Source organism: Microbacterium sp. P2_F9 (assembly GCF_056403635.1).
The window spans coordinates 1-7,499 of sequence record NZ_JBFUFC010000192.1; the positions used below are offsets into that span (position 1 = coordinate 1).

General features: G+C 69.4%; 7 protein-coding genes. All 7 read right to left on the bottom strand.

The window, feature by feature from the left end:
- A partial coding sequence (locus tag AC1DVT_RS16250) for a 6-phosphofructokinase (protein ID WP_477390023.1) occupies positions 1-207 on the bottom strand: 207 nt, incomplete at its 3' end.
- A 123-nt stretch (positions 208-330) separates the two neighbouring features.
- On the bottom strand, positions 331-2,487 hold the full coding sequence (locus AC1DVT_RS16255; RefSeq protein WP_477390024.1) for a DEAD/DEAH box helicase: 2,157 nt from the start codon (positions 2,485-2,487) through the stop codon (positions 331-333).
- A gap of 203 nt (positions 2,488-2,690) precedes the next feature.
- Positions 2,691-3,320 (bottom strand): hypothetical protein, encoded by a 630-nt coding sequence (locus AC1DVT_RS16260; protein WP_477390025.1) that lies wholly within the window; start codon positions 3,318-3,320, stop codon positions 2,691-2,693.
- 27 nt (positions 3,321-3,347) lie between these two features.
- Complete coding sequence (locus AC1DVT_RS16265) at positions 3,348-4,232, bottom strand: glycerophosphodiester phosphodiesterase (protein ID WP_457100557.1); 885 nt, start codon at positions 4,230-4,232, stop codon at positions 3,348-3,350.
- 93 nt (positions 4,233-4,325) lie between these two features.
- The gene (locus AC1DVT_RS16270; protein ID WP_477390026.1) at positions 4,326-5,189 is read right to left on the bottom strand and encodes an aldehyde dehydrogenase family protein; all 864 of its coding nucleotides are present in this window, start codon (positions 5,187-5,189) and stop codon (positions 4,326-4,328) included.
- Complete coding sequence (locus AC1DVT_RS16275) at positions 5,186-6,625, bottom strand: aldehyde dehydrogenase family protein (protein ID WP_477390027.1); 1,440 nt, start codon at positions 6,623-6,625, stop codon at positions 5,186-5,188. The genes AC1DVT_RS16270 and AC1DVT_RS16275 overlap by 4 nt, the downstream gene beginning before the upstream one ends.
- 22 nt (positions 6,626-6,647) lie before the next feature.
- A partial coding sequence (gene deoC / locus AC1DVT_RS16280; protein ID WP_477390028.1) for a deoxyribose-phosphate aldolase occupies positions 6,648-7,499 on the bottom strand: 852 nt, incomplete at its 5' end.

Here is a 7,499-nt window from a genome sequence, read left to right on the forward strand (position 1 = left end):
GCCGAGGATCGTGCCGCCGACCTTCGACAGCCCCTTCACCTCGTGCCTCGTCAACGGGAAGAAGTCGCCGTCGACAGCGCCACGCCACCCGTCGCGGATGCCGACGAACTCGATGTCGTAGGTCGTCGTGCCCTTGAGCACGGCGCCGCGGATCACCGCGTTCAGCCCCGGGCAATCGCCGCCGCTGGTGAGGATGCCGATCTTCATGCTGTGGGTCCTTGCGCTCGGTGTGGACGAAGCGGCGACGCTGCCTCAGTTGACACTATCGCCCGGACGCGGCGGCCTGCCACACCCGCCCGGTCACCCGGGCGCAAGGTTCTGGACGCGGGCCTACTCGGCCCCGAGCGCCTGCCGCAGCAGATGCATGAGCGCCGACAGCTGCACCGAGTCGCTGGACTGCGGATCGACGGCCTGGCCGTCCAGGGCGCGCAGCGCGAGCCCCTGCTTCGAGTCGATCAGCTCGGCGATCTTCGTGTCGAGCGTGTGCGCCGCGATGATGCGCCACGCGGTCACCGGCTCGTCCTGGCCGATGCGGTGGACGCGGTCGATCGCCTGGGTCTGCTCCGCCGCGGTCCACGACAGTTCGGCCAGCACGACGTTCGACGCCGCCTGCATGTTCAGCCCGACACCGGCCGCCGTCAGCGAGCACACCGCGATCCCGACCGTGGGGTCGGTGTTGAACGCGTCGATCGCGATCTGGCGGGCCGGGGTGGTCTGGTCGCCGCGGATCGATACGGTGCGCAGACCGGATGCCGCGAAGTGGCGCTCAGCGGCATCCATGACGTCGATGTGCTTGGCGAAGAACACGACCTTGCCGACGGAGCGCTGCAGCTGCACCGCGTAGTCCGCGGCGAGCAGGGCCTTGGCCTGGCCGATCTTGCGGACCATCGTGAAGACGTTGTCTCCCCCGGCGCCGGCGTTCTTCGCCTCGTCGAGCTCGCCCTGCGCGACCAGTCGGACGATGTCCTCGTCCACCTCGCCCGGGGTGACCAGGCGGTTGCGGGCTTCGATGATGCGCCGGTACCGCGCCGCGAGCCGTGCTCCCAGCTCTCGCTCGGCTGCCCGGATCGAGCGGCCGAACTCGTCGTCGAGCTGCACGGGCAGGTCGGCGATGAGCTTGTCGGGCAGGTCGGCCGCGACATCCTTCTTCTTGCGCCGGACGATCCCCATCGAGATCACGGCGTCGCGCGCCTCGGGGTAGAACGCCTTGTCGGCCGGCGTGAGGCCGGTCTCGTCCAGCCGCGCCATGAGCTCGGGGCCGGGCTTGTCGCCCTTGGTCCAGCCCAGGAACCGCCAGATCGCGTCGAAGTCCTCGACGTCGTTGATCAGCGGGGTGCCGGTGAGCGCGAGCAGCAGCGGGTCGCGCACCTGCTCGCGGATGCGCGCGGCGAGCGCGAGCACGTTCTGCGAGCGCTGCGAGGTGAGGTTCTTGATGAAGTGGGCCTCGTCGACGACCATGCCCTTGAGGCCGAGCGAGCTCAGCCAGGAGAGGTGCCGGTCGAGGATCTCGTAGTTGACGATGAAGATGTCGGCGAACGCGTCGATATCCTCGCCGTCGCCGGTGATGACCGTCGCGCGCCGCTGCGGGGTCCAGCGGTCGACCTCGCGGGCCCAGTTCATCTTGACGACGTTGGGCACTACGGCCAGGAGCGGGTATGCACCCGCGACGGATGCCGCGAGCACCGACTCCGCGGTCTTGCCCAGGCCCGGCTCATCGGCGAGCAGGAAGGTCCGGTGACCGTCGCGCACCGCCTCGAGGAAGCGGGACTGGTGGGGCATGATCTCCAGGCCCTTGGGCGAGAGCCGGTCGAACTCCGGCACCGGGGGGAGGTCCATCGACGCGGCGCCGCCGCCGGCGCCCGTCTCGAACGCCTTGTACAGAGGCCCCATGAGCTCCCAGCCGTCGAGCCGGCGGCGCGGGTTCGACGTCGGCGCGCGTACGGCGAGGTCGGGGGCGAGGAACGGGTTCGCGAGCTGGCGGGACTCGATCGCCATCGGCACGACCTGCCGCTCGGCGAGAGCAGCGGGCACGACGGTGGGCGCCACAGGGGCGGCGTCGGTGATGATGAGCTCGTCCGGGGCAAGGTCGGCGCCCGACTCGAGCAGCCAGTCCCGGCGCATGCGGCGCGCAACCGGCGATGCGGCCTGGTCGACCTCGAGCAGCTGGATGAGCGAGGTGTCCCGCGCCGCGGTCTTGGCGAGGATCGTGGCCACGCCGTCGAGGCGCTTGAGCAGTTCGGCGCGCGTGGCGTCTGGGATCGTGGCGTCACCCTTCACCCTGGCGCGCTCTTCGCGCACCAGGAAGGCGATGACCTGGAACTTCACCCGGTTGGTGGGTCCGAGCTTTCCGCGCTGCGCCTTCGCCTCGACCTCGCGCACCTTGCGGGCGAGGATCGGGATGATGGGCGCTTCGTCGTCGCGTCGCGCAGGCGACGGCTTTCTGCGTCGCTGCGACGCATTGCGCGCGGCGGATGCCGTAGTCGGCATGCTCCTCCTGAGAGTGGACGCCGGAGATCCGGCGGTGCCCGGTCGGGCGACCGGGCGAGGTGTGCACAGCTCCCGCGGGCGGCGGGGCCGTCACGGACGCGGGACAGGATGTGGGCTGATTCCGGCCGCTGGCACTCGCTTCAGCGAGCCGCGGCATCGAATTCAGGACATCCTGGGGGTCAGTCTAGCGGTTCCGGGCCGATTCAGCCCCAGAGCGTCGCCACGATGTCTTCGGTGTAGCCGGTGGGGGCGAAATTGATCCAGGCGGTGGAGACCCAGCCGTTGCCCCGGATGTAGTGCGTCTCGCCGAGGTGCACTTGCGTGTCGTCCTGGCTGATGACGGTCTGGTCGGTGCGGCAGATCGTACCCCCCGCGTGCTGCTCGCAGCCGAAGCCGGCGTTGCGCAAGGCTGCCGCGATCGCGGCGGACTGAACTGCGTCCACGATCGACACATTCGTCGCGAGCCCGAATTCGCTCGGCGAACCCCACGAGCAGCGGATCGTCGGCACGCCGGAGTGCAGAATCTCCAGCAGCTCCGCGTTCTGCGTCGACAGCATCGTCACCCCGGGGTGGTTGAGCGGTGGCGCCTGCGCGGTGAGCGCCGCGAGCATCTCGGGTGAGTAGATCTGCTCGCATGTCGCGGGAAGGGCGATGTTCTCGGAATCCGCTGTCGCACTGGGCGAGGGCTCTGCTGCGCTCGGCGACGGGGTCTGCGTCATGGACGGAGACGCGGATGCCGTGGCCGAGGGCGTCGACGGCTCCGGCGCGCATCCCGCGAGACTCAGGGCGACGAGCACCGCGCCCGTTGCGACCACGAGGGCTCTTGCACGCACATTTCCTCCCGGAGTCTGGCCTCGATCCTACCCGCGGGCGCCCGCCTGCCACAGCGACAGCGTGCCGGGATCATCGGTGACGATCCCGTCGACGCCGAGCGCGGTGACCGCATCCCACTGCGCGTCGGTGTTCAGCGTGTAGACGACGACCCGCACGCCCGCGGCCTGCAGTTTGTCGACGATCTCGGGGTGCTTGATGACGGCGCGGCGCCCGACGATGATGCCGCGCGCTCCCACCTCCTTGGCCACGCGTACGACATGGCCGGGGAAGGCCTTCATGATCGCGAACCGCTGGATCGAGGCGGCCGCGTCTTTGGCGAACATCAGCGTCGCCGCGTCGAAGCTCGACACGGCGAGTCTTCGGTCGAGCCCGCGCGCCATCACCTCGGCGGCGAAGGACACGACGGATGCCTCGTCCCACGGTCCCTTCAGCTCCACCAGCGCGCGCTGCCCCGACACCTCGAGCACATCGAGGAACTCGTCGAGAGTGGGGACGCGCGTCCCGGCGAAGTGCGGGTCGAACCACGAGCCCGCGTCGAGCTTGCGCACCTCGGCGAGGGTGAGGTCGGCGAGCGCCCCGCGACCGTCGGTCGTGCGGTCCACTTCGGGATCGTGCATCAGGACGGGCTGCCGATCGGCGGTGAGCGCGACATCCACCTCGACGTAGTCGAAACCAGCCGCCAGCGCCGCCGTGACCGCCGGCAGGGTGTTCTCGGGGGCCGAGATCCCCCCGCCGCGATGGCTGACCACGACAGCCCGCTCGCCTGGCGTGCGGGCGGTCGTGGTCAGGTCGATCGATGTGTCCCGTGCTCCGCCGACGCAGGCGGTCACGACCGCGCTGATGAGGGCGACGGCGATCAGCAGGGCTTGATTCCCCGCGCCGAAGCGCGCGAAATACCGGTGGTCGGGCATCGGGCATGTCCTTCTCAACTCACGTCGTCGTCGACGTGAGAGCCCACTCTACATGCGCCGTTACCCTTTCGTTACACGAAATTCACCGAGTTTTCAGACCAGGCTCTTGGGGTGCCAGACGGTCTTGATCTCGGTGAATGCGGTGATCCGATGCAGACTCGGGATCACGGCATCCGTCCCGCCCTGCGGCGGAAGCACGCGCGTGAGGGTATCGGCCGCCGCGATCTGCAGATCCACCCACTCGAGGTCGCCGGCACCGGCGAGATCGAGGCCATGCACCTCCGGATGGGAGGCGAGCCACGGCGCGATCTCGGCGGGCGATCCGGTGAGCACGTTGACCACACCGGCGGGCACATCCGAGGTCGCGAGCACTTCGGCGAGGCTGATCGCCGAGAGCGGCAGGCGCTCGGCGGCCACCACCACGACGGTGTTGCCCGCGACGAGCGCCGGGGCGACCACGGACACGAGTCCGAGAAGCGATGTGTCCTGCGGGGCGATGATCCCGACCACGCCGGTCGGCTCAGGGACGGAGATGTTGAAGTAGGGGCCGGCGACCGGGTTGCCGTTGCCGGTGACCTGGCTGTATTTGTCGGTCCAGCCGGCGTACCAGACCCAGCGGTCGATCGCCTCATCGACCTCGGCGGTGGCCGCAGCCGACGACAGCCCGGTCTGCGCGACGATTTCGTCGACGAACTGGGAGCGCCGGCCCTCGAGGATCTCGGCGACGCGATAGAGCACCTGACCGCGGTTGTACGCCGTCGCGCTCGACCAGCCCTTGATCGCGCCCCGTGCCGCGACGACCGCGTCACGGGCGTCCTTGCGCGAGGCCATGGCGGCGTTCGCAAGGAAGTCCCCCTTGGCCGAGCGCACTTCGTACGTGCGCCCCGATTCGCTGCGCGGGAACGCGCCGGCGATGAAGAGCTTGTAGGTCTTGGGCACGCTCAGTCGCTTGCTCATGCCGCTCCCTTCAGGTACGCGAGCAGACCGTGGCGGCCGCCCTCACGGCCGTAGCCGGACTCCTTGTAGCCGCCGAACGGACTCGACGGGTCGAACCGGTTGAACGTGTTGGCCCAGATGACGCCCGCGCGCAGCTTGTCGGCGACGGCGAGTATTCGCGAGCCCTTCTCGGTCCAGATGCCGGCGGAGAGTCCGTAGGGCGTGTTGTTCGCCTTCTCGATCGCCTCGGCGGGAGTGCGGAAGGTGAGCACCGACAGCACCGGACCGAAGATCTCGTCGCGGGCGATGCGGTGGCTCGACTGCACGTTCGTGAAGATCGTCGGGGCGAACCAGAAGCCGCGGTCGGGGATGACGCAGTCCGACGTCCAGCGCTCGGCGCCCTCTTCCTCGCCGATGCGGCTGAGCTCGCGGACGCGGTTCAGCTGCTCCAGCGAATTGATCGCGCCGATGTCGGTGTTCTTGTCGAGCGGGTCGCCGAGGCGCAGCGTGGACAGGCGCACCTTGAGCCGCTCGACGACCTCGTCGTGGATCGACTCCTGCACGATCAGGCGACTGCCGGCGCAGCACACCTGGCCCTGGTTGAAGAAGATGCCCGTGACGATGCCGTCGATCGCCTGATCGATCGGGGCGTCCTCGAAGATGATGTTCGCGGCCTTGCCGCCGAGTTCGAGCGTCACCTTCTTGTCGGTGCCCGCGACCGCCTTCGCGATCTCACGGCCGACGGCGGTCGAGCCGGTGAAGGCCACCTTGTCGACGTCAGGATGCCGCACGAGCGCCGCACCGGTCGCTCCGGCACCCGTCACGATGTTGACGACGCCCGGAGGCAGATCGGCCTGCTGCAGGATCTCGGCGAAGATGAGCGCGGAGAGAGGCGTCGTCTCGGCCGGCTTGAGCACCACCGTGTTGCCCGCCGCCAGCGCCGGGGCGATCTTCCAGGCGAGCATGAGCAGCGGGAAGTTCCACGGAATGATCTGACCGGCGACTCCGAGCGCCCTCGGGTCCGCGCCGAGGCCGGCGTGGTCGAGCTTGTCGGCCCAGCCGGCGTAGTAGAAGAACCACGCGGCCACGAGTGGGATGTCCACGTCGCGGCTCTCCTTGATCGGCTTGCCGTTGTCGAGGCTCTCGGCGACCGCGAGCTCGCGCGCCCGCTCCTGGACGAGCCGGGCGATCCGGAAGAGGTACTTGCCGCGCTCCCGGCCGCTCAGCTTCGACCACGTCTTCTCGTAGGCGCGGCGCGCGGCGGCGACGGCGGCATCGACATCCGCCTCGCTCGCCGACGCGATCGTCGCGATGTGCGTCTCGTCGGCAGGGGAGATCGTCGCGAAGGTCGCTCCCGTGCCGGGGCGGAACTCGCCGTCGATGAACAGTCCATACTCGTCGCGCAGTCGCAGCACCGCCCGGGACTCGGGGGCGGGGGCGTAATCCAGGAAGCTCATTGCATCCATCCGTTCCGGGGCATCAATCGATCGTCACGTAGTCGGCGCCGGAGTAGTGTCCGGTGCGCAGCTTCTGCCGCTGCAGCAGCACGTCGTTGAGCAGGCTCGATGCGCCGTAGCGGAACAGGTGCGGCTGCAGCCACTCCTCGCCGGTCGTCTCGGCCACCGTGACGAGGTACTTGATCGCGTCTTTGGACGTGCGGATGCCGCCGGCTGGCTTCACGCCGATCTTCTCGCCGGTCGCGCGGTGCCAGTCGCGCACGACCTCCAGCATGAGGAGGGTCACCGGCAGGGTCGCCGCAGGCGCCACTTTGCCCGTCGAGGTCTTGATGAAGTCGCCGCCCGCGAGGATCGCCAGCCAGGACGCCCGCTTGATGTTGTCGTAGGTGTTCAGCTCGCCGGTCTCGAGGATGACCTTCAGCGACGCGGAGGTGCCGTCGGCGCGCCGGCAGGCCTGCTTGACCTGGGCGATCTGATCGAACACCAGCCCGTAGCGGCCGGTGAGGAACGCACCCCGATCGATCACCATGTCGATCTCGTCGGCGCCATCGGCGACCGCGGCGGCGGTGTCGGCCAGCTTGATCGCGAGGGAGGCGCGTCCGCTCGGGAAGGCGGTCGCGACGGCCGCGACGCTGACGAGCCCGTCGTCCGGATCGCCGTGGGCGGCGCCGAGCGCCTCGACGGCGTACGGCACCATGTCGCCGTAGACGCAGACCGCGGCGACCCGCGGGCAGGTCGGGTCTGAAGCATCCGGATTCAGCGCCTTCGCAACGAGGGAGCGCACCTTGCCAGGAGTGTCTGCGCCCTCGAGAGTGGTGAGGTCGATGAGCTCGATGATCTTGTCGAGCGCCCAGGCCTTCGAGGTCGTCTTGAC